The organism is Roseitalea sp., from assembly GCF_984466335.1.
The window spans coordinates 1-22,639 of record NZ_CFIFWG010000030.1 but is presented as its reverse complement, the minus strand read 5'-3'; the positions used below and the strand labels follow the sequence as shown (position 1 = coordinate 22,639).

At 66.0% G+C, this 22,639-nt stretch carries 26 protein-coding genes; 13 read left to right on the top strand and 13 right to left on the bottom strand.

Annotated elements, in window-relative coordinates:
* The first annotated feature begins 151 nt into the window (after positions 1–151).
* Positions 152–988 (top strand): 4-hydroxy-tetrahydrodipicolinate reductase, encoded by an 837-nt coding sequence (gene dapB / locus AC5E6L_RS04665; protein ID WP_491771594.1) that lies wholly within the window; start codon positions 152–154, stop codon positions 986–988.
* 31 nt (positions 989–1,019) lie between these two features.
* The gene (locus AC5E6L_RS04660) at positions 1,020–1,661 is read left to right on the top strand and encodes a 2,3-bisphosphoglycerate-dependent phosphoglycerate mutase (RefSeq protein ID WP_491228446.1); all 642 of its coding nucleotides are present in this window, start codon (positions 1,020–1,022) and stop codon (positions 1,659–1,661) included.
* A 16-nt stretch (positions 1,662–1,677) separates the two neighbouring features.
* Here the strand turns inward: AC5E6L_RS04660 and AC5E6L_RS04655 are convergent, their stop codons facing one another.
* Complete coding sequence (locus tag AC5E6L_RS04655) at positions 1,678–2,559, bottom strand: methylated-DNA--[protein]-cysteine S-methyltransferase (protein WP_491228445.1); 882 nt, start codon at positions 2,557–2,559, stop codon at positions 1,678–1,680.
* A gap of 329 nt (positions 2,560–2,888) precedes the next feature.
* Here AC5E6L_RS04655 and AC5E6L_RS04650 point away from each other — a divergent pair, with 329 nt between their 5' ends.
* From AC5E6L_RS04650 to AC5E6L_RS04635, 4 genes are all read left to right on the top strand, one after another.
* A complete protein-coding gene (locus AC5E6L_RS04650; RefSeq protein WP_491228444.1) occupies positions 2,889–3,122 on the top strand; it encodes a hypothetical protein in 234 nt (77 codons plus the stop codon).
* Positions 3,123–3,228: 106 nt separating this feature from the next.
* On the top strand, positions 3,229–4,650 hold the full coding sequence (locus AC5E6L_RS04645) for a cytochrome ubiquinol oxidase subunit I (RefSeq protein ID WP_491771591.1): 1,422 nt from the start codon (positions 3,229–3,231) through the stop codon (positions 4,648–4,650).
* A 5-nt stretch (positions 4,651–4,655) separates the two neighbouring features.
* Positions 4,656–5,663, top strand: a complete 1,008-nt coding sequence (locus AC5E6L_RS04640) for a cytochrome d ubiquinol oxidase subunit II (protein WP_491228453.1) — start codon at positions 4,656–4,658, stop codon at positions 5,661–5,663.
* Positions 5,656–6,297, top strand: a complete 642-nt coding sequence (locus AC5E6L_RS04635; protein ID WP_491771588.1) for an alpha-ketoglutarate-dependent dioxygenase AlkB family protein — start codon at positions 5,656–5,658, stop codon at positions 6,295–6,297. The genes AC5E6L_RS04640 and AC5E6L_RS04635 overlap by 8 nt, the downstream gene beginning before the upstream one ends.
* 37 nt (positions 6,298–6,334) lie before the next feature.
* On the opposite strand, the gene coaA is transcribed toward AC5E6L_RS04635, so the two are convergent.
* The 8 genes from coaA to hisB form a co-directional block, all read right to left on the bottom strand.
* Positions 6,335–7,375, bottom strand: coding sequence for a type I pantothenate kinase (coaA, locus tag AC5E6L_RS04630; RefSeq protein ID WP_491228441.1), 1,041 nt, complete (start codon positions 7,373–7,375; stop codon positions 6,335–6,337).
* A 36-nt stretch (positions 7,376–7,411) separates the two neighbouring features.
* The gene (locus tag AC5E6L_RS04625) at positions 7,412–7,732 is read right to left on the bottom strand and encodes a phosphoribosyl-ATP diphosphatase (protein WP_491771586.1); all 321 of its coding nucleotides are present in this window, start codon (positions 7,730–7,732) and stop codon (positions 7,412–7,414) included.
* Between the two features lie 10 nt (positions 7,733–7,742).
* Positions 7,743–8,528 carry an imidazole glycerol phosphate synthase subunit HisF gene (gene hisF / locus AC5E6L_RS04620; protein ID WP_491771584.1) on the bottom strand — a complete coding sequence of 262 codons (786 nt, stop codon included), beginning with the start codon at positions 8,526–8,528 and terminating at the stop codon, positions 7,743–7,745.
* 297 nt (positions 8,529–8,825) lie between these two features.
* Positions 8,826–9,284 carry an aspartate 1-decarboxylase gene (locus tag AC5E6L_RS04615; RefSeq protein WP_491771582.1) on the bottom strand — a complete coding sequence of 153 codons (459 nt, stop codon included), beginning with the start codon at positions 9,282–9,284 and terminating at the stop codon, positions 8,826–8,828.
* A 253-nt stretch (positions 9,285–9,537) separates the two neighbouring features.
* On the bottom strand, positions 9,538–10,299 hold the full coding sequence (gene hisA / locus AC5E6L_RS04610) for a 1-(5-phosphoribosyl)-5-[(5-phosphoribosylamino)methylideneamino]imidazole-4-carboxamide isomerase (RefSeq protein WP_491228437.1): 762 nt from the start codon (positions 10,297–10,299) through the stop codon (positions 9,538–9,540).
* Between the two features lie 105 nt (positions 10,300–10,404).
* Positions 10,405–11,055: an imidazole glycerol phosphate synthase subunit HisH gene (gene hisH / locus AC5E6L_RS04605; protein ID WP_491228436.1), complete on the bottom strand. Its 651-nt coding sequence runs from the start codon at positions 11,053–11,055 to the stop codon at positions 10,405–10,407.
* A complete protein-coding gene (locus AC5E6L_RS04600) occupies positions 11,055–11,537 on the bottom strand; it encodes a DUF2628 domain-containing protein (protein WP_491228435.1) in 483 nt (160 codons plus the stop codon). Before AC5E6L_RS04600 ends, hisH begins: the two co-directional genes overlap by 1 nt.
* A gap of 3 nt (positions 11,538–11,540) precedes the next feature.
* Positions 11,541–12,140 (bottom strand): imidazoleglycerol-phosphate dehydratase HisB, encoded by a 600-nt coding sequence (gene hisB / locus AC5E6L_RS04595; protein WP_491228434.1) that lies wholly within the window; start codon positions 12,138–12,140, stop codon positions 11,541–11,543.
* A gap of 131 nt (positions 12,141–12,271) precedes the next feature.
* On the opposite strand from hisB, the gene hslV reads away from it, so the two are divergent.
* The 4 genes from hslV (at position 12,272) to hslU (ending at position 15,947) form a co-directional block, all read left to right on the top strand.
* Positions 12,272–12,838, top strand: coding sequence for an ATP-dependent protease subunit HslV (gene hslV, locus AC5E6L_RS04590; RefSeq protein ID WP_491228433.1), 567 nt, complete (start codon positions 12,272–12,274; stop codon positions 12,836–12,838).
* Positions 12,839–12,923: 85 nt separating this feature from the next.
* Positions 12,924–13,481, top strand: coding sequence for a GNAT family N-acetyltransferase (locus tag AC5E6L_RS04585; RefSeq protein WP_491771579.1), 558 nt, complete (start codon positions 12,924–12,926; stop codon positions 13,479–13,481).
* A 7-nt stretch (positions 13,482–13,488) separates the two neighbouring features.
* Positions 13,489–14,640 carry a hypothetical protein gene (locus AC5E6L_RS04580; RefSeq protein ID WP_491771577.1) on the top strand — a complete coding sequence of 384 codons (1,152 nt, stop codon included), beginning with the start codon at positions 13,489–13,491 and terminating at the stop codon, positions 14,638–14,640.
* The gene (gene hslU / locus AC5E6L_RS04575) at positions 14,637–15,947 is read left to right on the top strand and encodes an ATP-dependent protease ATPase subunit HslU (protein ID WP_491229897.1); all 1,311 of its coding nucleotides are present in this window, start codon (positions 14,637–14,639) and stop codon (positions 15,945–15,947) included. The genes AC5E6L_RS04580 and hslU overlap by 4 nt, the downstream gene beginning before the upstream one ends.
* A gap of 348 nt (positions 15,948–16,295) precedes the next feature.
* On the opposite strand, the gene AC5E6L_RS04570 is transcribed toward hslU, so the two are convergent.
* The gene (locus AC5E6L_RS04570; protein ID WP_491229896.1) at positions 16,296–16,925 is read right to left on the bottom strand and encodes an NAD(P)-dependent oxidoreductase; all 630 of its coding nucleotides are present in this window, start codon (positions 16,923–16,925) and stop codon (positions 16,296–16,298) included.
* A gap of 104 nt (positions 16,926–17,029) precedes the next feature.
* On the opposite strand from AC5E6L_RS04570, the gene AC5E6L_RS04565 reads away from it, so the two are divergent.
* Complete coding sequence (locus AC5E6L_RS04565; protein WP_491771574.1) at positions 17,030–17,611, top strand: TetR/AcrR family transcriptional regulator; 582 nt, start codon at positions 17,030–17,032, stop codon at positions 17,609–17,611.
* A gap of 35 nt (positions 17,612–17,646) precedes the next feature.
* On the opposite strand, the gene gyrB is transcribed toward AC5E6L_RS04565, so the two are convergent.
* Both gyrB and AC5E6L_RS04555 read right to left on the bottom strand, forming a co-directional pair.
* Complete coding sequence (gene gyrB / locus AC5E6L_RS04560; RefSeq protein WP_491771572.1) at positions 17,647–20,106, bottom strand: DNA topoisomerase (ATP-hydrolyzing) subunit B; 2,460 nt, start codon at positions 20,104–20,106, stop codon at positions 17,647–17,649.
* Positions 20,103–20,453, bottom strand: a complete 351-nt coding sequence (locus AC5E6L_RS04555) for a hypothetical protein (protein ID WP_491229893.1) — start codon at positions 20,451–20,453, stop codon at positions 20,103–20,105. Before AC5E6L_RS04555 ends, gyrB begins: the two co-directional genes overlap by 4 nt.
* A 62-nt stretch (positions 20,454–20,515) precedes the next feature.
* On the opposite strand from AC5E6L_RS04555, the gene AC5E6L_RS04550 reads away from it, so the two are divergent.
* The gene (locus AC5E6L_RS04550) at positions 20,516–21,013 is read left to right on the top strand and encodes a thioesterase family protein (RefSeq protein ID WP_491229892.1); all 498 of its coding nucleotides are present in this window, start codon (positions 20,516–20,518) and stop codon (positions 21,011–21,013) included.
* Between the two features lie 224 nt (positions 21,014–21,237).
* Here the strand turns inward: AC5E6L_RS04550 and AC5E6L_RS04545 are convergent, their stop codons facing one another.
* The gene (locus AC5E6L_RS04545) at positions 21,238–22,281 is read right to left on the bottom strand and encodes an aldo/keto reductase (protein WP_491230906.1); all 1,044 of its coding nucleotides are present in this window, start codon (positions 22,279–22,281) and stop codon (positions 21,238–21,240) included.
* A gap of 58 nt (positions 22,282–22,339) precedes the next feature.
* On the opposite strand from AC5E6L_RS04545, the gene AC5E6L_RS04540 reads away from it, so the two are divergent.
* A partial coding sequence (locus AC5E6L_RS04540) for a glutathione S-transferase N-terminal domain-containing protein (RefSeq protein WP_491771569.1) occupies positions 22,340–22,639 on the top strand: 300 nt, incomplete at its 3' end.

The following is a 22,639-nucleotide window of genomic DNA, read 5'->3' as shown; positions in this document are numbered from 1 at the left end:
CATCGGCTACGATGTCCTGGTGCTGGCGACCGGTGCGACGCACGGCTATTTCGGCCATGACGCCTGGGCCGCCCATGCGCCCGGCCTCAAGGCGATCGACGACGCGACGGACATTCGCCGGCGGCTTCTCCTGGCTTTTGAGCGGGCGGAAATGGAACGCGACGCCGACAGGCGCCGGCGTCTGTTGACCATCGCCATTGTCGGCGCCGGCGGCCGCATGGGCCGGGCGCTGATCGGCGCGGTCGCGGAAAACCCGGCGACGCGGCTTTCGGGCGCGCTGGAACGCGCGGGCGCCGATGTGCTGGCGCGCGATGCCGGCGAGATGGCCGGGGTCGGCGCCAGCGGCGTGATCGTCACAGCCGACATGGATACAGCCTTTGCCGGCGCCGAGGCGATCCTGGACTTCACCGCGCCTGCGGCGACGCGTGCCTTGGCGGCCAAGGCGGCCGAGCGCGGCATCGCGCATATCGTCGGCACCACCGGCATGGACGCCGGCGACGAGGCGCACATCCGCCGCGCCGCCGAAAAGGCCGTCATCGTCAGGTCCGGCAACATGTCGATGGGGGTGATCCTGCTGTCGGCGCTGGTCGAACGGGCCGCCGCCGCGCTCGACGCTGCCGATTGGGACATCGAGGTGCTGGAAATGCACCACAGGCACAAGGTCGATGCGCCGTCGGGCACGGCGCTGCTGCTCGGCGCGGCGGCGGCGACCGGGCGCGGCGTCGATCTCGATGCGAGCGCGGTGCGCGTGCGCGACGGCCACACCGGCCCGCGTGACGATGGCGCCATCGGATTTGCCACGCTGCGCGGCGGTTCGGTCGTCGGCGACCATTCGGTGATCCTGGCCGGTTCCGGCGAGCGGGTCGTGCTCACCCATCACGCCGAAGACCGCGCGATCTTCGCGCGGGGCGCGGTCAAGGCGGCGCTCTGGGCGCGGGGCAAGGCACCGGGCCTTTATTCGATGCGCGACGTCCTCGGGCTGCGCTGATGCCGTCAACCAACTCACTTGGGAGAAGATCATGTCCGGCACGATGGTTCTGGTCCGCCACGGACAGAGCGAGTGGAACAAGAAGAACCTGTTCACCGGCTGGCGCGATCCGGACCTGACCGAACAGGGCATCGCCGAGGCGGTCGAGGCGGGCCGCGTGCTCGCCGAACGCGGCATGCGGTTCGACATCGCCTTCACATCGGTCCTCGTGCGCGCCGAGCGCACCTGCCGGATGATCCTGGAGGGCGTCGGCCAGCCCGGCCTTGAAACCATCCATGACCAGGCGCTCAACGAGCGCAATTATGGCGATCTGGCCGGGCTGAACAAGGACGATGCCCGCGCCAGATGGGGCGAGGCGCAGGTGCATGTCTGGCGCCGCTCCTATGACGTGCCGCCGCCCGGCGATGAGGGAGAGAGCCTGCGCGACACGGGCGCGCGCGTCTGGCCCTATTACATGGCCCAGATCCTGCCGCGCGTGCTGCGCGGGCAGACCGTGCTGGTTGCCGCGCACGGCAATTCGCTCCGCTCACTGGTCATGATCCTCGACGGCCACACCACAGAAACGATCACCGGTCTCAATCTGGGCACCGGCGTGCCGATGGTCTACCGGCTGCACGCCGATTCCACCGTGGCGGCCAAGCAAGTGCTCGGCGACATGTCCGGCGCCCATTGAGCGGCGCGTCCTTCGCTCAGTCCGCCGCCAACTGTCCCGCTTCCCAGCCCAGCATCGCCCGTTTGCGCGTCAACCCCCAATGATAGCCGGTCAGCGCGCCGGACTTTCCGACCGCGCGGTGGCAGGGCACGACGAAGGAAATCGGGTTGGCGCCGACGGCGGCGCCCACAGCGCGCGAGGCCTTCGGCTTGCCGATCCGGTCGGCGATGGCCGAATAGGCTTCGGCTTTTCCCATCGGAATGCGCAGAAGGGCCTCCCAGACGCTGACCTGGAAATCGGTGCCGATCAGCACGACGCGCAGCGGCTGATCGGGACGCCAGTTGCCCGGCGCGAACACGCGCGCCGCATAAGGCGACGTGACGCCCACATCCTCCTGGAAGCATGCGAACGGCCAGCGCCCCGCCATATCCTCGAAGGCGGCACGCTCGCCGCCGGCATCGCAGAAGGCCAGCCCGCAAAGCCCGCGCTCGGTGACCATGATCAGCGCGATCCCGAACGGGCAGACATGATAGCCGTAGCGGATCGTCAAACCGGCTCCGCCGGCCTTGATCTCGCCCGGCGACATGGCCTCGTGGGTCACGAACAGATCGTGCAGGCGGCCTGGACCGGACAGGCCAAGCTCATGGGAGGCTTCGAGCAACGGCAGGTCGGAGGCCAGAAGCCGGCGCGCATGGTCGATGGTGACGGCCTGAAGGAAAGCCTTCGGCGACAAGCCGGCCCAGCGGGTAAAGAGCTTTTGCAGCGCGGTCGGGTCCATGCCCACTTCGGCCGCAAGCGTCTCCAGCGAGGGCTGTTCGCGCCAGCGGCCGGAAATGTGTTCGATCACCTGGCGGACCGTGTCATAGTCCACGTCCGAAATCTTGACGGGATGTGTCAAAGTGGCATGCGGTTCGGCCATCGGGTCCATCCAGGCTGGTGTCGATGGCCGGGATATGGCCCGGTCGCCAGCCGCATGCCACCCGTTTCTTGGCGGTCCGCGCAAAAAGCGCGTACCGGGATCGTTTCAATATGATCGAGGCGGCCGAAGGTGCACGGTACGAGGCGCCAAGGGCGGGGTCCATCCTCCGGTCGAACGGTTCGACACGGCAGACCGGCGCCTCATCCCTCGCTCTTCGGGCTGTGTGGATGAATGGAGCCTGACCCCGGGCGGCATGCTCCGAAGCGGGGATTCCACTTCAGGATATGCGGCCTGAAACAAGATACCGCAAAGGGAGCGAGGAGCGCGGCATGGTCGGATCATCGGACGAATTCCTGGGCGTGCCGGGCTACTGGACGCTGGAGGACCTCGTCCTGTCCGGCAAGGTGGTGATGTTCGAATGCGTTCATTGCGGCCATGCCGAAATTCTGGACGTTCCCGCACTTGCAAAGCGGCACGGGCCGCAAACGCGCGTTGCCTTCTTCAGGCGCAACATGGCCTGCCGGCGCTGCGGCAAGACGGGCATGGACGGCCGGCAGGATTGATCGCCCGGCGGCGGGTCGCCACGCATGCCGTCATTTTTCATGCGGCAGCGTGTCCCATCCCGGTTGCACGCCACGGCGGCCATATCTGCGCCGAAAGGCCGACCCCATGGAAAACCCCGTCCTCGATCCCTTCATTCTGTCGCGCATCCAGTTCGCGGCCAACATCTCGTTCCACATCCTGTTTCCGACGGTCACGATCGCGCTGGGCTGGGTGCTGCTCTATTTCAAGCTGCGCTACCACCGCTCGGGCGACGAGGCGTGGATGGAGGCCTATTTCTTCTGGGTGAAGGTGTTCGCCCTGTCGTTTGCGATGGGGGTCGTCTCGGGCATCACGATGAGCTTCCAGTTCGGCACCAACTGGCCCGGTTTCATGGAGAGGGTCGGAAACATCGCCGGCCCGCTTCTGGCCTATGAGATCCTGACCGCGTTCTTCCTTGAGGCCGTTTTCGTCGGCATCATGCTGTTCGGCTTCCGCCGCGTGTCGAACGGGTTTCATACCTTTGCGACCTTCCTGGTCGCGTTCGGCACGACGATGAGCGCGTTCTGGATTCTGGTTCTGAACTCGTGGATGCACACGCCCGCCGGTTTCGAAATGCGCGAGGGCATCGCCCACGCGACCGACTGGTCGGCGATCATCTTCAACCCGTCCATGCCCTACCGCCTTGCGCACATGCTGCTGGCCTCGGGCCTGACGGTGGCGTTCCTGATCGCCGGCATCTGCGCGCTGCGCTATCTCATCGGCGACCGTTCGGCCGCGCTGCGCAAGGCGCTCAACACAAGCGTCCTCCTGGGCGCGATCCTCATTCCGGCGCAGATTCTCGCCGGCGACATGCACGGGCTGAACACGCTCGAACATCAGCCGGCCAAGATCGCCGCCATGGAGGGCCACTGGGAGTCCAAGAGCCACGCGCCGCTGATCCTGTTCGCCGTTCCCGACGAGGCGGCGCGCGGGAACCGTTTCGAGATCGCCATTCCGGGTCTTGCCAGCCTTATCCTGACCCATTCCTGGGACGGCGTGGTGCCCGGGCTCAACGATTTCGTGCTCGAAGACGGAACGGTCAAGCATCCGCCGGTCGCGCCCGTGTTCTGGGCATTTCGGACCATGGTCGGCATCGGTATCATGATGCTGCTGGCGAGCTGGACGGCCGCGTTCTTCCTGTGGCGCCGCGGCGCATCGCACAATCCGCTGCCGCGCTGGCTTGCCCTCTCCCTGGTGCCGATGGCGCTGTCCGGGTGGGTGGCGACGCTCGCCGGCTGGTACGTCACCGAGATCGGCCGCCAGCCCTGGCTGGTGACCGGCGTGATGACGACCAAGGACGCGCTGGGACCCGTGTCCGGCGGCATGGTGTTGTCGACGCTTCTTGCCTATCTGGCGGTCTATGTTCTCTTGCTGGCTGCCTATGGCTTCGTCATCGTGCGGCTGGCGGTGAAGGCCGCGCGAGGCGGCGACGCGCGCCCCGAGCCGGGTCCGGCCGGCGGCGCGGCGATGCCGGGCGGGCGTGGCGCCATGCCCGAGCCGGCGCGGTGACGGCGATGGACGCGACCGCGCTCTATCCGTATCTGCCTGTCATCTTCGCCGCGCTGATGGGCCTTGCGATCCTCGTCTATGTGGTCCTGGACGGCTTCGATCTGGGCGTCGGCATCCTGTTCGCCGCCGCACCCGTCGGGGACCGGGACCGCATGATCGCCTCGATCGGTCCGTTCTGGGACGCCAACGAAACCTGGCTCGTGCTCGCCATCGGCATCTTGCTGGTCGCCTTTCCCGTCGCCCACGGCGTGATCCTGACCACGCTCTATATTCCGGTGGCCGTCATGCTGATCGGGCTGATCGCGCGGGGGGTCGCCTTCGAATTCCGCGCCAAGGCCGATGCCGACGAGAAATGGCTGTGGAACCGCGTCTTCTTCGGCGGTTCGCTGGTGACCGCGCTCAGCCAGGGCTACATGCTGGGAACCTATGTGCTGGGGCTGCGTGACGATCTGGTCGGCGTGCTGTTCGGTCTCGTCGTCGCGCTGTGCCTGGCGGCGGCCTATGCGGCGATCGGCGCGGCATGGCTGATCTACAAGACCGATGGGGCATTGCAGAAGCGGGCGGTGGGCTGGATGCGGCTGTCGCTGCTGCTGGCCCTTGCGGGCATGATCGCCGTTTCGCTGGCCACGCCTTTCGCCAGCCCGCGCATCTTCGACAAATGGTTCTCGGTGCCCACGATCCTGGCGCTGGCCCCGCTGCCGCTGATGACCGGCTTCCTGTTCGGCTTCCTGTTCTGGCAGCTTGCCTTTCTGCCCGACCGCAACGACCGGTTCGCGCTGGTGCCCTTCGTTGCCATGACCGCGATCATGGTGCTGGGCTTTGCCGGTCTTGCCTATTCCTTCTACCCCTATGTGGTGCCCGACCGGACGACGATCTACGAGGCGGCGGCCGCGCCCGAGAGCCTTTTGATCGTGCTTGTCGGCGCGCTCGTGGTCATCCCGGTCATCGTCGCCTATTCGGTGTTCGCCTATTGGGTGTTCGGCGGCAAGGCGACCGATCTGCGCTATGACTGAGCGGCGGCTCGCGGGCGCCGACGCCGCCCTTCCCGGCGGCGTGCGCCATGTGCCCGGCGCGCTCGATCCGGGTGCACAGGTCGCGCTCGCCGACGATATCCGCGCGGTCGTCGCGCACGCGCCCCTGTTCACCCCGGTCATGCCGCGCACGGGCAAGCCGATGAGCGTGAGGATGAGCAATTGCGGTCCGCTCGGCTGGGTGACGGACAAGGACGGCGGCTACCGCTATCAGCGGACGCACCCGGAAACGGGGGCGCCCTGGCCGCCCATGCCCGGCGGCGTGCTGGCCTTGTGGGACCGGTTTGCCGGCTATGAACACCCGCCCCAGGCATGCCTGATCAATTTCTACGGTCCCGAAACGAAGATGGGCCTGCACCAGGATCGCGACGAAGACGATTTCGACGCGCCGGTCCTGTCGATCTCGCTGGGCGACGACTGCCTGTTCCGTATCGGCGGCACGAGGCGCGGCGGCAAGACCGTTTCGCTGAGGTTGCGCTCGGGCGACGTGCTGGTGCTGGGCGGGGCGTCGCGGCTGGCCTATCACGGCGTCGACCGGATTTATCCGGGAACTTCGATGCTGTTGAAGGCGCCCGGCCGGATCAATCTGACGCTCAGAAGGGTCACCGTGAATTAGCCGGTTTTCTTTATTTCCGGATTTTACGATTTGCCGGCTACAATTTGCGCAGCAGCACCGATTCGACCAGATGATCCGAACCCTTGCGCAGGATCAGGTCGGCGCGCGGGCGCGTGGGCAGAATGTTCTCGCGCAGGTTCTTCAGGTTGATGTTCGCCCAAAGGCCCTCGGCGATGGCGCGCGCGGCACCGCTTGAAAGCTGCGAGTAGCGATGGAAGAAGGATTTCGGGTCGCGGAAGGCGGTCTCGCGCAACCGCATGAAGCGCTCCACATACCAGTCGTGGATCATCGTCTCGTCGGCGTCGATATAGATCGAGAAATCGAAGAAGTCGGAGACGAAGGGCACGGTGCGGCCGTCCTCGGGCAGGTCGCGCACCTGCAACACGTTGATGCCCTCGAAGATCAATATGTCCGGCCGGTCGATCGTCAGGAAGTCCCCTTCGCGGACATCATAGGTCAGGTGCGAATAGAGCGGCGCCAGAACCTTGCCCTCGCCCGCCTTGATCGCCGACAGGAACCGCAGGATCGCCCCGACATCGTAACTTTCGGGAAAGCCCTTGCGCTCCATCAGGGCGCGCTTGCGCAGTTCGGCGTTCGGCAGCAGGAACCCGTCGGTCGTCACGAGCGAAACCTTGGGGCTGGACGGCCAGCGGGCGAGCAGTTCCTTGAGCACGCGCGCCGTGGTCGACTTGCCGACGGCCACCGAACCGGCGATGCCGATGATGAACGGGGTCTTGATCGCCTCGGGAAAGTTCAGGAAACGCTTGCGCTGCCCGAACAATGCCTGCGAGGCTTCCACATGCGCCGACAGCAGGCGCGAGATCGACAGGTAGATGCGCCGGACCTCTTCAAGGTCGACCGGGTCGTTGAGCGAGCGGAGCCGGTCGACCTCGCCGGCGGTCAGCGTCATCGGCGTGTCGGCGCGGAACCGGGCCCATTTTTCGGCCGTGAAATGCCGGTAGGGCGACAGGTCGCCGCCGGACAACTGGTCGGCGAGCGTCAATCCGTCCGCGATGATGTCGAAACTGTCAGGCGCAAATCCCTTGGCCTCGTCGGCGCTGTCGGCGGTGCGATCCATGGGCTTTTCCCCGTCGGTCGGCGGCGATCCATGACCTTATGCGTCGCGCGCGGCCTTTTCCGCAAGTCCACTTTGGGCGGTACGCCGTTCCAGCTCGGCCAGAACCTCGTCGAGCGCAACGCCGCGCATATGGCAGACGACCAGCCAGTGGTAGAGAAGGTCGGCGCTTTCGGCGACCAATGCCTTCCGGTCGTCGCCGAGCGCGGCGATCACGGTCTCGACGGCTTCCTCGCCCAGCTTCCGGACCGCCTTTTCGCGCCCGGCGGCGACCAGCCTGGCCGTCCAGGACGCATCGGGGGCGGCGGCGGCCCTGGCCGCCACGATCGCTTCAAGATCATGCAGCGTGAAGCGCGTCATGGCCGGCCCGTCATGCCGCCGGATCGAGGCGGACCTCGACACCGGCGGCGGCCATGTGCGCCTTGGCCTCACCGATCGTGTGGGCGCCGAAATGGAAGATCGAGGCGGCGAGCACGCCGGTGGCATGGCCGTCGCGCACGCCCTCGACCAGATGGTCGAGCGTGCCGACCCCGCCCGAGGCGATCACCGGCACCCGCACCGCATCGGCGATCGCGCGGGTGAGCGCGATGTCAAAACCCCGTTTCGTGCCGTCCCGGTCCATCGAGGTCAGAAGGAGCTCGCCGGCGCCCAGATCGACGACGGTCCTGGCGAATGCGATCGCGTCGATGCCGGCCGGTTCGCGCCCGCCATGGGTGAAGATCTCCCAGCGGTCCGGTTCGCCCTTCTCGGAAACCTTCTTGGCGTCGATCGCGACGACGATGCACTGATTGCCGAACTTGTCGGCCGCCTCGGCGACGAAGCGCGGGTTCCTGACGGCGGCGGTGTTGATCGACACCTTGTCGGCGCCGGCCAGAAGCAGCCTGCGAATGTCGGCGACCGTGCGCACGCCGCCGCCGACCGTCAGCGGCATGAAACAGTGCTCGGCCGTGCGCGCGACAACGTCGAAGATCGTCTCGCGACCCTCGGACGAGGCGGTGATGTCGAGAAAGCACAATTCGTCCGCGCCGGCGGCGTCATAGGCGCGGGCCGCCTCGACCGGATCGCCGGCATCGATCAGATCGACGAAATTGACGCCCTTGACGATGCGGCCGTCCTTCACGTCGAGGCACGGGATGACGCGGGCTTTCATGGTCATGACGGCCGCCTCTTTTTCATCTGCGTGTCCTCGCGGCGCAGCCGCTGCGGGCGTCGCGGGCTGTCCTTGACGTCGAGGCACGGGATGACGCGGGCTTTCATGGTCATGACGGCCGCCTCTTTTTCATCTGCGTGTCCTCGCGGCGCAGCCGCTGCGGGCGTCGCGGGCTGTCCTTGACGTCGAGGCACGGGATGACGCGGACCTTCATGGTCATGCGAACCGGCTCCTTCTCATGATGCGAGACCGGTTGTTAGCACGAGCCGGGCGCTCAGGGCGAGAGGGCCGGGCGCGCCGACATCAGTTCGAGGCGCGCGCCATCAGCGGGACCGGCTGGCTTTCCTCGGTGGCCGCGTCGACGATCTCGAAATCATACCATCCACGCGCATTGCGGGTGGCGCGGTATTCGAGCACCTGGGCGACCGTATTGTCGCGTTCGAAGGTCAGGATGCGCGGCGCCATGTCGGTGACCGCGCCGGCCTCGCGATAGTCGGACGAGCAGATGATGATCTGGTCGCCGGGCTGGCAGGTGCGCGCCGCCGCGCCGTTCAGCACGCAGCATTTCGAGCCGTGCTCGCCATAGATGACATAGGTCGAGATCCGGGCGCCCGAATGCTTGTTCCAGATTTCCACGAACTCCATCGGCATGATGCCGGCCCGCTCGCAATGGTCCGGATCAAGCGTGATCGAACCGTGATAGTTGAGGTCGCATTCGGTGATGTGGATGCCGTGCAGCTTGGCGGCGACGATCTTCTTCATGGCTGGCTCTCGAACGCTTTCGGTGACGGTTTGCCGAGCGTAGGGGAACTGGGTCCGCAAAGCGTTAAGCGGTTCGGTAAAGATGAGAAAAGGGTAAACGGGGCGCCCGGCTTCCCCGGCCAGCAAGACCCGGCAATGCCTTTATCTCGCACGGCGAGATCGGGCGTTGCGCCGAGGCCCGCCAGGTCGACCGGCGCGCGACCACAGCCAGAGGCGCATACAGCACGGATCGGCGGACGCTGTCGTCGGGAGCCTATGTGAACAGCCCCTCGTCCGGCGGCAGGATGCCGCGCAGCACGCCGAGCGCGATCTGGGGGTCGATCCGCCCGTCATAAAGGGCGCGGCCGGAGATCGCGCCCGCCAGCGGCGCGGCATCGGGCATCACCATGCGCACCACATCGGCGAGCGAGGCCAGCCCGCCCGAGGCGATCACCGGGATCGACACGGCCTCGGCCAGATCGATGGTCGCGTCCCAGTTGACGCCGCCCAGAACGCCGTCGCGGTCGATGTCGGTGAAGATGATGGCGGCGACGCCCGCGCCCTCGAAGCGACCGGCCAGTTCGGCCGCGCCCAGTTCGGACGTATCCGCCCAGCCCTCGACGGCGACCTTGCCGCCGCGCGCGTCGATGCCCACGGCGATCCGGCCCGGAAACGCCCTGCACGCCTCTTTCACGAGCTCCGGATCGCGCACGGCGACCGTACCCAGGATGACACGCGCCAGACCCTTGGCGAGCCAACCTTCGATATGCGCCATCGTGCGGATGCCGCCGCCGAGCTGGACCGGGTTTTTCGTGGCCGCAAGGATCGCCTCGACCGCTGTGCCGTTGACGCTTTCGCCCTTGAACGCGCCGTTCAGATCAACGACGTGCAGCCATTCGAAGCCCGCCGCCTCGAACGCTTTGGCCTGTGCGGCCGGGTCGTCATTGTAGACGGTCGCCTTGCCCATGTCGCCGCGCTTGAGCCGGACGCACTGGCCGTCTTTGAGGTCGATGGCCGGGAACAGGATTTTAGACATGGCCAATGCCCCTTTCGGTTCGCCCGTCCTCGCGGCCAGGCCGCTGCGGGCGCCGCCCGTAGCCGTCTTTGAGGTCGATGGCCGGGAAGAGGATTTCCGGCCTGGTCATGGCGCCCACCTCAAAAAATTGCCGATCAGCGCCAGACCGAGCCTCTGGCTCTTTTCGGGGTGGAACTGCGTGCCCGCCACATTGTCCCGCGCCACGAGCGCCGTCACCGGCCCGCCATAGCCGCAGGTGGCGACAATGTCGTCGCGGGCCTCGGCGGAAAGATGGTAGGAATGGACGAAATAGGCGTGCCATCCGTCGGGGCCGGTCTCGATGCCATCCAGAAGCGCGTGATCGCGGTGCACATCGAGCGTGTTCCAGCCGATCTGCGGAACGCGCAGCGCCGGATCGGACGGCGTCATCTCCATCACGTCGCCCCCGATCCAGCCGAAGCCGGGCGTGACCGTCTTTTCCAGGCCGCGCGTCGCCATCAGTTGCATGCCCACGCAGATGCCCAGAAACGGACGACCCTTTTCGACAATGGCCGCATCGAGCGCTTCGCGCATGCCCGGCACGGCGTCGAGGCCGGCGCGGCAGTCGGCATAGGCGCCCACGCCCGGCAGCACCACGCGGTCCGCCGTCGCCACGCGCCCGGCATCGGCGGTAACCTCGATGGCGGCCTTTATCCCGCGCTCGCGTGCGGCGCGCTCGAACGCCTTGTGCGCCGAGCGCAGATTGCCCGAGCCATAGTCGATGATCGCGACGCGCATCAGCGGTTCGCCCCGCCGGGCGCGGCGAACAGAAAGTCCGGCGCTTCGGCCGCGGCCAGGCCGCGCCCGGGCACCATCGCCGCCTTGAGCGGTGTGCCCGCCTCGTCCGTCCCCGCCGCCATGGCTGCCAGCCGAAGCTCGGCCTCCTCGCGCGTGCGCGCCTCGACGACATCGGCGATGCGGTAACCGCGCAGGCGCGCCGCGCCGATCCGCCAGCCCGGCCCCTCAAGGCCGACGAACAGGCCCAAGAGCAGGTTCAGCGGCAGGCCGAGCAGCGCCCATTGCGGCCGCAGGGTCAAAAGGGCGATGCACGCGGACGCGGCGAACGCGGCCAGGCCGGCGATCCAGAGCCGGTGCCGGAGCAGCCAGAGGAACGGGAACAGGAAGGCGAGCGGCGCAAAGCCGTCGCGGATCGCCAACACGGCCGGCCGGCCGGCGGGCGGTGCCGGTTCCTCGTGCCGCAGAATCACGTAGCGCGCCATGAGCTAGCCGCCCAGCGAGCCCTTGGTCGAGGGGATCGCGTCGGCCTGACGCGGATCGATCTCGACCGCGGTGCGCAGAACGCGCGCCACCGCCTTGAAGCAGGTCTCGGCGATGTGGTGGCTGTTGGCGGCGTGGAAATTCTCCACATGCAGCGTGATGCCGGCATGCTGGGAAAACGCCTGGAAGAATTCGCGCACCAGTTCGGTGTCGAACGCGCCGATCTTCGAGGCGGTGAAGGCGACCTTCCAGACCAGGAAAGGACGGCCGGAGATATCGACGGCGGCGCGCGTCAGCGCCTCGTCCATGGCCAGATCGAGGCTCGCATAGCGCGTCACGCCGCGCCGGTCGCCGAGCGCCCGGCTCACCGCCTGGCCGAGCGCGATGCCGACATCCTCGACCGTATGGTGGTCGTCGACCCGGGTGTCGCCCCTGGCGTCGACCGTCATGTCGATCAGCGAATGGCGGGAAAGCTGATCGAGCATATGATCGAAGAAGCCGACACCGGTGTCGATGTTCCGGCTTCCGTTTCCGTCAAGATCGACCGACACGGTGATGTCGGTCTCCCCGGTTGCCCGGCTCACCTTGGCCGTTCGCGCGCTCATCTTGTGTCCCTCGCTTGGTCGAGCGCGTCATATCAAGCTGCCATGGCGATTGAAAGCCGATCCGTGCGCCGGTTTGCGCGGCGCCGTCGGCCACCTACATAGGGCGCAACCTCGCAGCAAGGGACCATGTGATGAGCCAGACGAACGCAGCGCCGACAATGCACGCGACCACGATCGTCACCGTGCGCAAGGGCGGCAAGGTGGTGATCGCCGGCGACGGCCAGGTCACCATGGGCCAGGCCACCGTGATGAAGGGCAATGCGCGCAAGGTGCGCCGGATCGGCAAGGACGGGCAGGTGATCGCGGGTTTCGCCGGGGCCACCGCCGACGCCTTCACCTTGCTCGAACGGCTTGAAAAGAAGCTCGAACAATATCCGAACCAGCTCATGCGCGCCGCCGTCGAACTGGCCAAGGACTGGCGCACCGACAAATATCTGCGCAACCTGGAAGCGCTGATGCTGGTCGCCGACAAGGACGTGTCGCTTTGCGTGACCGGCAATGGCGACGTGCTGGAGCCCGAGCACGGCATCATGGCGATCGGTTCGGGCGGCAATTACGCGCTGGCCGCGGCCCGCGCGCTGGCCGACGGCGACCATGACGCCGAGACGATCGCCCGCAAGGCGATGACCGTCGCCGCCCAGATCTGCGTCTACACCAACGAAAATCTCATCGTCGAAACGCTGGACGCGGCGGCGTGAAACCCCTCGCCATCGGGACGCCGAGCGTGCGCGCTCCGGCTCGAAGATGCTTTCATGGACGCGATACGCATGGTCAAGCGCCTCGATGATTGCTGAGACGACGCATCCAGGTTCGGTCACGCTCCGGCCCGTCACCGCCGGCGACCTGCCCATGCTGGCCGAATGGTTCGCGCGGCCCCATGTGCAGGAGTGGTGGGGCGATGCGGAAACCCAAATCGGGCGTATCCGCGCCATGCTGCGCGACCGCGACCGCACGCGGCCCTTCATCTTCCGGATCGGTCGGACGGCGGCGGGCTATGTCCAGTATTCGTTCTTCGACGACCACAAGACGCCCGATCAGATTGCGCAAACGCCATGGCTGAACCTGTTGCCCGCCGGCAGCGTCGGCAGCGACATCGCCGTCGCCGAAGCCGGTTCATTGTCCAGGGGCATCGGCTCGACGGTCGTCCGCATCATCGCGCAGAGGCTTTGGCGCGATGGCCACCGTTCCATCGTCATCGACCCCGATGCGGCCAACGCGCGTGCCGTGCGCGCCTATGAAAAGGCCGGTTTCGAGCCGCTTCCCGAACTGACAGGCAAGAGCGGCGATTTTCTGATCATGCGTTTCGAGCCCCGATCGGCCGAAGCGCCCGGCAAGGATTGACCGCCTCATGCTGACGCGCGACCAGTTGGACGAAGCGGTCAACCGCGGGATCATCGATGTCGAACAGCGCAACCGGCTGGTGGCGCTCGCCAGCGGCGCCGGGACGGCCGACGCCGCCAGCGTCGATGAAAACATGCGCCTGATCGGCGGCGGCAACGACGTGTTCGTCACCATCGGCGTCGTCATGCTGAGCGCGGGCCTGTTCGTTGCGCTCCTGGCGGTAAGCGGCGAACGGACCCTGATGGCTTTCGCCGTCATGGCGGTCTTCCTTTGGGGGGCGGCCGAGTTCGTCACGCGCCAGCACCGCATGCGGCTTGCCTCCACGGTGATCGGCATCGGCTTCATCTTCGCCGCGCAGGCGACCCTGACCGAGCTTATCGGCGCCAATTACGCCATCGCCATGCCCGAAAACCCATTGCAGCTCGCCGCGATGCGGCCGCAGCTCGGCATGGCCGGCACGCTGCTCCTGGGCGGCACCGCGCTGGCGGCGGTGCTCTATTTCTGGCGCTTCAGGGTGCCGGTCATGGCCGGCGTGATCGCCTTGTGCCTGACCGCGCTCGCCTTCTTCCATATGACGCTGTTCCTTTATGACGGCGTGACCGAAGGCCGGCTCCATATGCCGGCGCTGGACGATCTGCCCGAACTGCTGCGCAACGCGCTCTACATGCCGCTGATCTCGGGTCTGGTCGTCTTCGCGGTCGGCGTCGGCTTCGATCTGCGCGACCGGGAACGGGTCACGGTCTGGTCCGACTGCGCCTTCTGGCTGCACGTCATCTCCGCGCCGCTTCTGGTCCATCCGCTGTTCATCATGTCGACCGGCCAGGACGTCGTCTTCGGCGAGATCGAGCCGGGCATGAGCGCGATGGCGATGCTGAGCGTGCTGATCGCGGTGTTCATCTACGTGGCGCTGGCGATCGACCGCCGGTCGCTGCTGATCCCGACACTTGCCTATTTCGGCTCGCTGGGGATCTACTATCTGATCAATTCGGCGGCCAATCAGACGGGCATTCCGCCCTTCGCGCTGATCCTTCTTGTCGTGGGCGCGCTGATCATGGTGTTCGGCGCGGGCTGGCAGCGAATCAGGCGGTTGATCGTGCAGCCGACCCTCCCCACATCGGTGCTCGACAAACTGCCCCCGATACGAGTGCAAAGCGTATGACCAACTTCTCTCCCCGGGAAATCGTCTCGGAACTCGATCGCCATATCATCGGCCAGAAGGATGCCAAGCGCGCGGTGGCCATCGCGCTGCGCAACCGCTGGCGGCGCCAGCAGCTCGACGACGACCTGCGCGACGAGGTCATGCCCAAGAACATCCTGATGATCGGACCGACCGGCGTGGGCAAGACCGAGATATCGCGCCGCCTGGCCCGGCTTGCCGGCGCCCCCTTCATCAAGGTCGAGGCGACCAAGTTCACCGAGGTGGGCTATGTCGGCCGCGACGTCGAGCAGATCGTGCGCGATCTGGTCGAGGTGGGGATCGGGCTCGTGCGCGAGAAGAAGCGCGAGGCGGTCAAGGCCAAGGCCCGCATCAACGCCGAGGAGCGGGTGCTGGACGCGCTGGTGGGCAAGAATGCCAGCCCCGCGACCCGCGATTCGTTCCGCAAGAAGCTGCGCGAGGGTCAGCTCGACGACAAGGAGATCGAGGTCGAGATCGCCGATACCGGCCAGGGCGGTATGCCCGGCTTCGAGATACCGGGCATGCCCGGCGCCAATGTCGGTATGATCAATCTGAACGATCTTATGGGCAAGGCGTTCGGCCAGCGCACCAAGAAGGTCAAGACAACGGTTCGGGAGAGCCACGATCTGCTCGTCGCCGACGAGTCCGACAAGCTTCTGGACGAGGACCAGGTGGTGTCGGAGGCGCTCGGATCGGTGGAGAATGACGGCATCGTCTTCCTCGACGAGATCGACAAGATCGCCGCCAGCGAGGGCCGGTTCGGCGCCGGCGTCTCGCGCGAGGGCGTGCAGCGCGACCTGTTGCCGCTGGTCGAGGGCACGACGGTCGCCACCAAATACGGGCCGGTGAAGACCGACCATATCCTGTTCATCGCCTCGGGCGCGTTCCACGTCGCCAAGCCGTCCGACCTCATCCCCGAACTGCAGGGCAGGCTGCCGATCCGCGTCGAACTGAGGGCCCTCGAACGCGACGATTTCCGCCGTATCCTGACCGAGACCGAGGCCAGCCTGATCAAGCAGTACATCGCGCTGATGGGAACCGAGGAGGTGACGCTCGAATTCACCGACGACGCCATCGACGCGCTGGCCGACATCGCCGTCGATCTGAACGCGTCCGTCGAGAACATCGGCGCGCGCCGCTTGCAGACGGTCATGGAGCGGGTGCTCGACGACATCTCCTACGAGGCGCCCGACAAGGCCGGCGCGACCATGGTGATCGATGCCGGCTACGTGAAGCGCAATGTCGGCGAACTGGCCAGGAATACGGACCTGTCGCGGTTTGTTCTTTAGGTGTTCGGTCCCCTCGTGTGATGGTCTATTGATCTTTGACCATCACAAGGATGCATTATGGGACAGGTTCTTCACGGGAGTGCCACGATCCCATTGACCGTCACGTCAGGTGAATGCTTGCATTCACCGAGAGAGGCGCGCGCCGTCCGAGCGCTCATACAGCGATACGCCGGCCTCTCATCGTCTGCCTGCAAACGATGAGAGGCGAAAGCTTCGAGCGCGGCGTTGAGCCGGGCGCTTGGCATCAGCGTCAAGACCCTTGCGAAGTGCCGCAAGCGCGATACGGTTTAAGGTGCCGCCATGGGTCCCAAACAGGCCCATCCCACTGTTCCGCCATGATCAGCTCCCTCAGTTCGAGATGGCGACGGCGTGCTGGAGATAGGCGCGGTCTGTCAGTTGGCGACTGAGGAAAGCGGCGACGTCGGCGCGCGTGATCTTCAAAGCCAGGTTCCTGACGGTCGGACCGAATGCCTCGCGATAGCCGTCGGTCGCCGGGCCGTCGGTGAAAGCGCCGGGGCGAACGATCGTCCAGTCGAGCCCGCTGGCGCGCACCAGTTTCTCTTGCAGTTCATGATCGAGAAAAACCGGCCGCAGCAGCATCCCGAACATGATCCGTTTCCAGAAGAAGTTCAGATTGCTCCAACTCTCATGGGCGCCGAGCGTGGATTGGCACACCAGCCGCCGTACGCCGTGGGCGTGCATCGCCTCGATTACATGCATCGTGCCCTGCGAGCGGATCGTGCTGTTGCGCCGCGCGCCCGCGCCCAGCACGACAATGACGGCGTCATGGCCCGCGACCGCCTTCATGACATGGTCACGGTCGAACGCATCGCCCGCAAACAGGCTGAGATTGGCGTGTTCGATGCCGATCTTCGCCGGGTTGCGCGCGAATGCGGTCACGGCATGCCCTTCCGCCAGCATGCGTTCGACAGCCAGACGGCCGACACTGCCGGTTGCGCCAAAGATGATGGTTTTCATGGTTCTCTCCGATGTTTGAGTGGCTTCGTCGTTCGTTTCTTGACATCGTGTCAAGTTGACATGATGTCAATAGTCCGCATATTGACACGATGTCAACCGAAAAAATGGACACCCGATCGCGTATTCTGGAAGCGACCTGGAGGCTGCTTGAGGAAGGTGCGGCCAATGCGGTTCGTATGGCCGATATCGCCAAGGCCGCCGGGATCAGCCGTCAGGCGCTTTACCTGCACTACCCGAACCGTGCCGATCTGCTGGTGGCGACCACGCGCCACATCGATGCGGTAAAGCACGTCGATGCGCGACTGGCGCCGAGCCGGTCGGCGACAACCGGCGCCGGGCGACTCGATGCCTTCATCGACGCATGGGGCAACTACATTCCGGAGATCTACGGTGTCGGCCGTGCGCTGATGGCCATGCAGGACAGCGATGCGGAGGCGCGCCATGCCTGGAGCAATCGCATGCAGGCCATGAGAGAAGGCTGTGAGGCGGCCGTCAGGGCACTTGACCAAGACGGACTTCTGGCGCCGGGCTTGATGGTCGCCGAGGCGACCGATCTTCTTTGGACGCTGCTATCGGTGCGCAACTGGGAGCATTTGACGCGCGACTGCGGCTGGACACAGGAAGCCTATCTGGCCGCAGTCCGACGTCTCGCCCGTCAGGCGCTTGTCGTCGGTGACGATCCGTAGCCGGCTAGCGGTCCGCATTCTGCAACCCGCGACGATCACACGTCCAAATTGGCCACGCTCAGCGCATTGTCCTGGATGAACTCGCGGCGCGGTTCCACCTCGTCGCCCATCAGCCGGCTGAACAGCGAGTCGGCGTCCGTGGCGTCGGTGATCTTGACTTGCAGCAACGAGCGCGCCTCGGGATCGAGCGTGGTCTCCCAGAGCTGTTCGGCGTCCATCTCGCCAAGGCCCTTGTAGCGTTGCAGCGTCAGGCCCTTGCGGGCGGTGTCGAAGACCGCCTCGATGAGGTCGCGCGGCCCGTTGATCGCGCGCGCCGTCTCCTTGCGCCGCAGCGTCGCCGGCGCATCGAAGGCGCCCTCGAAGCGCGGCAGCAGCGCCGTCAGCGCGCGTGCATCGGCCGACCGGATCAGCCCGGCATCGAGCGCCACCGCGTCCCGCACGCCGCGCACCATCCGTTCGAACACGAAGCCCCCCTCGCCCTCGTTGGAAGGATTGATGCGGCCGGACCAGCCGCGCTCGGTCTCCTCGGAAACGGCGTCGAGCCGCGATGCGACCGAGGCGGCCACGTCCGTCGCCCGGCCCAGATCGGCCAGAAGCGCCGGGTCGAGGGCGCCGCCGAGCCAAGCTTGCTCGACCACCGGCCGGTCATAGCGCGAATGCAGCCCTTCGAGCAGGCCGCGCGCATGCAGCGACAGTTCGATCACCGCCCGCAGATCGTTGCCGGCGCGCGTGTCGCCGCCGGCGGTGTCCAGCACCGTGTCCTCGAGCCCGATATCGATCAGATGGTCTTCGAGCGCGCCCTCGTCCTTGAGATATTGCGAGGCCTTGCCGCGGGCGACCTTGTAGAGCGGCGGCTGGGCGATATAGAGGTGTCCGCGCTCAATGATCTCGGGCATCTGCCGGAAGAAGAAGGTCAAAAGCAGCGTGCGGATATGGGCGCCGTCGACGTCCGCGTCCGTCATGATGATGATCTTGTGGTAGCGCAGCTTGTCGGGGTCGAACTCGTCCTTGCCGATCCCCGCGCCCAGCGCGGTGATCAGCGTGCCCACCTGGTCCGACGAGAGCATCCGATCGAACCGCGCGCGTTCGACGTTCAGGATCTTGCCGCGCAGGGGCAGGATCGCCTGGTTCTTGCGCGAGCGTCCCGACTTGGCCGATCCGCCCGCCGAATCACCTTCGACGATGAAGATCTCCGATTTCGCCGGATCGCGCTCCTGGCAGTCGGCCAGCTTGCCGGGCAGCGAGGTGATGTCGAGCGCCCCCTTGCGCCGCGTCAGTTCGCGCGCCTTGCGCGCCGCCTCGCGTGCCGCGGCCGCCTCGACCACCTTGCCGACCAGCGTCTTCGCTTCGGCCGGGTTTTCCTCAAGCCACTCGCCGAGCGCCTCGTTGACGAGGCTTTCGACCACCGGCCGCACCTCCGAGGAGACCAGCTTGTCCTTGGTCTGGGACGAGAATTTCGGGTCCGGCACCTTGACCGACAGAACGCAGGTCAGCCCCTCGCGGCAATCGTCGCCGGTCAGGGAGACCTTCTCCTTCTTGGCCAAGCCCGAGCTTTCCGCGTAACCGTTGACCTGACGGGTCAGCGCGCCGCGAAAGCCGGCCAGATGGGTGCCCCCGTCGCGCTGCGGAATGTTGTTGGTGAAGCACAGAACGTTTTCATGGTAGCTGTCGTTCCACCACAGCGCCGCCTCCACCGTGATGCCGTCGCGCTCGCCATGGATGGCGATCGGGGTATCGATGAGCGGTTTTTTGGCCCGGTCGAGCCAGCGCACGAAAGCTTCGAGCCCGCCCTCATAGACAAGGTCCACCACCTTCTCGTCGGCATGGCGCGCATCGGTCAGGATGATGTGCACGCCCGAATTGAGAAAGGCCAGTTCGCGCAGCCGGTGTTCGAGCGTGTCGAAGGAGAAGGCGATGTTGGAGAAGGTGTCCGACGACGGCATGAAGGTGATCTCGGTGCCTGTCGCTGCGCCCGCCGCGCCCGCCACGGAAAGCGGTGCGTCGGCGACGCCGTGGGTGAACGCCATTTCGTGGAACCGGCCCTCGCGCGCGATCCTCATCTTCAGCCAGACCGACAGCGCGTTGACCACCGAAACGCCGACGCCGTGCAGGCCGCCCGACACCTTGTAGGCGTTCTGGTCGAACTTGCCGCCCGCATGCAGCTGCGTCATGATCACTTCGGCCGCCGACACGCCCTCGCCCTCGTGAATGTCGGTCGGGATGCCGCGGCCATTGTCGGTCACCGTCACCGAGCCTTCGGCGTTGAGCGTGACCGTCACCTTGTCGGCATGGCCGGCGAGCGCCTCGTCGATGGCGTTGTCCACCACCTCGTAGACCATGTGGTGCAGGCCCGACCCGTCGTCGGTGTCGCCGATATACATGCCCGGGCGCTTGCGCACCGCTTCAAGGCCCTTGAGCACCTTGATGGATTCGGCGCCATAGTCGCCATTGGGCGCTTTCGGTGCGTTCTGGATGGTCTGCGCTTTGTCGCTCATGCGGGCCTTTTTCCAAAGTGCCGCCGCTTGCGCGCCAAAGCGCGAATCAGCGTCTCAAATACCCCTATGATATAGGCTTTCCGGCGGCCGAATCCAAATCGCGCGGTGCATTTGCGGAAGACGGCGGATCGCACCGCCTGCGACCCCGCGCGAGCCGGCAGCGCTCCGCCATGATGCCGTCTTTTCACGCCGCCGTCATTGCCGGGCCTGCCTCCTTCATCCTGAGCCTGTCGAAAGGCGGGGGAAACCGCAAGCCCGCCCTTCGGCAAGCTCAGGGTAAGGGCTTGCGGCGCCGCGATCCGCCCGATGGCCTTCCCGGTCGCCGATCCATTCGAGCCGTCGAGCATGTTGCTTTTCCGTTTACGTAAAGGGTAGACGATGTGGGACACTTCTTCCGGAACGATCGTCCATGAACCTCTTCTTCCGCCTGATCTGGCTGCTCGCCACCGCCTGGCGCCACCCGGTGGCCGGCATGCTCGACGAGACGCGGCTGATGTTGCGCGTCTGGCCGAACGATCTGGACACCAATATCCACATGAACAATGGTCGCTATCTGACCGTCATGGATCTGGGCCGGGTCGACCTGATCGTGCGCACTGGCATGTGGCGCATCGTTCGCCGGCGCCGATGGCATCCCGTGCTTGGCGGCGCGCGCATCACCTATCGCCGCCCCCTCGGCCCCTTCCAGTCCTATGCGCTGACCACCCGCGTGATGGGCTGGGACGAAAAATGGATCTACATGGAGCAGCGTTTCGAGGTGGACGGCGCCTTGCACGCCCGCGCGGTTGTCAAGTCGCTGTTCCTTGAGGGCCGCGACAAGGTGCCGACCGCCGAGATCGCCCGCGTCATGGGCCATGACGGCCCCTCGCCGGAGATGGACGCGGAGCTGGTCGGCGCGCTGGACTAGTGTCCCGAATCTGAAGTTCGCTTCATTATGCAGCATGCTCCGTACGAACTTCAGATTCGATCAGGACACTAGCAAGCTCTTGATTCTAGTGTGGTTTACGGATTTGAAGTTCCTGTTCGAGCGTGCTGTGATAATCGCAGGAACTTCAAATCCACCACACTAGGACGCGGGCACCCCTCCCGGCCATTTCTTTTGCCGGCTCATGGGATTGCGGATATGGTGCCTCATATCGGCATGGGCCATGCCCTACGCACCTGTTCGATGTCGGCGAGCACGCTTTCATCCAGCGTCACGTCCTTGGCGCCGATGCAGGTTCTGAGCTGGTCCATCGTCGTCGCGCCGATGATCACCGAGGTCAGGAACGGCCGGCCCAGGCAGAAGGCCAGCGCCATCTGCGCCGGATCGAGCCCGTGCTTGCGCGCCACGTCCAGATACCGGCCGAGCGCCGGCTCGATATGCGCCGTCAAGCGCCCGCCCATATCCTCGTGGATCGTCAGGCGCGAGCCTTCGGGGCGCTTGCCGCCCTCGTACTTGCCGGTGAGCAGCCCGCCGGCCAGCGAGGAATAGGACACAAGGCCCACATCCTCATGGTGGCTCAGTTCGGCGAAGTCGCTGTCGAAGATGCGGTGCACAAGCGAATATTCGTTCTGCATGGACTGCACGCGGGGCCAGCCTCCGGCCTCGGCGATGCGCAGATATTGCGCCGTGCCCCACACCGTCTCGTTGGAAAGGCCCAGATGGCGGATCTTGCCCTCCCTGACCAGCGCATCGGCGGTTTGCAGGATTTCGGCGATATCATCGAGCGCCTTTTGCGTGTCCTGCGTGTGTGGCTCATAGCCCCAGAACTGGCGAAAATGGTAGGAGCCGCGATTGGGCCAGTGGATCTGATAGAGGTCGATATGATCGGTCCGAAGCCGTTTAAGGCTGCGCTCGCAGGCCTTGCGTATCTTCTCGGCGCCGACCGGACGGCCGCCATCGATGCCGTGCCCGCCCGGTCCGATCACCTTGGTGGCCAGGACCACCTTGTCGCGGCGCCCGCCCCGAGCGAGCCACGTCCCGATATGCTCCTCGGTTCGTCCGACCGTCTCGACCGCGAAAGGCGTGGTCGGATACATTTCGGCGGTGTCGAAGAAATTGACCCCCGCTTCGACTGCGTGGCTCATCTGCTCGTGCGCCTCGGCCTCGCTGTTCTGCGAGCCCCATGTCATCGTGCCCAGGCAGATTTCGGACACGTCGAGGCCCGTGCGGCCAAGCTTGCGCATTTTCATGATCGTCCCCAGATGTATGGCTGAAAAATCGATAGGAGGCATAGAACATAGCCCGGCCATGGCGTCCGTTCCACCCGTGCTCTACTCTTTTCGGCGCTGCCCCTATGCGATGCGCGCGCGGCTGGTCCTTGCGGCAAGCGGGCAGCGTGTGGAACTGCGGGAGGTGGTGCTGCGCGACAGGCCGGCCGAACTGATCGCCGCTTCGCCCAAGGCCACCGTGCCCGTGCTCGTTTTGCCCGACGGCACGGTGATCGACGAGAGCTTGGACGTGATGCGCTGGGCGCTCGCGCTCAACGATCCCGAGGGCTGGTGGCCTGACGATCCGGGCGAGCGCGCGCTGATCGACACGCTGATCGCC